At 70.2% G+C, this 698-nt stretch carries 1 pseudogene; it reads left to right on the top strand.

Annotated elements, in window-relative coordinates:
• Window positions 1–185: 185 nt before the first annotated feature.
• Window positions 186–698 (top strand): annotated as a pseudogene (locus E4099_RS32610) (MarR family transcriptional regulator); the annotation flags it as partial.

Raw genomic sequence — 698 nt, 5'->3', positions numbered from 1 at the left:
CGCCCGCCCACCCCTTGGCGCCAACTCCCGTGTGCCATCCGCTTATCAGCGAGTATGACTAATAGTGGTCGACTTGCCACGCGCTGTTCGCGCGTCCTAGCGTTCGCGGCAAGAAACAACCCCGGCCGGTGCTACCAACACCAAAACCGGGGTCTGACCAACAAGATCGAGGAAGAGTCGATCCCATGGCTGTCGCCGACTGTACCGCCGCCCGAACCCTCCCCGCGCCCTCGATGGCCAAACCCGGCTTCGGGAAGCGTTCCGCGCCGGACCAGCCTCCGCGCTGCCGATCGGACTTCGCACATCTGCCCACCCGCGAGGCACTGATCGCCGCCTTCATCGACCACCTCCCCGAGGGCGCGGCCATCGACGCCAAGTCGCTGGCCAAACAGCTCCCCGACTACGGCCAGCAGGCGTGCCGCTCCGCTCTCAACGCCCTCTCCGAGGCCGGCCACCTGCGCCGCCTCCACGGCACCGTAGGGGAGGGTCGTACCCAGTGGGTGACCAGGACGTACTTCTCCCGCCAGGCCCGCGACGACACCTGGTGGACGGGCTTCGCCGCCGGGAACGTCCCCGTACCGCCGCCCGCGCGCCGTGCCCACCGTCAGCCGGACGAGCGACCCCCGCTCACCCGCGCCCCTTCACCCTTCCCGGAAGCCGCTCCCGCACCGGAGCCCGCCCCCAGGTCGGAGCCCATC

Source organism: Streptomyces palmae, from assembly GCF_004684805.1.
In the GTDB taxonomy this organism is placed as follows: domain Bacteria; phylum Actinomycetota; class Actinomycetes; order Streptomycetales; family Streptomycetaceae; genus Streptomyces; species Streptomyces palmae.
Note: the sequence above shows the minus strand (reverse complement) of the source record. Positions and strands in the feature narration are given on the sequence as shown.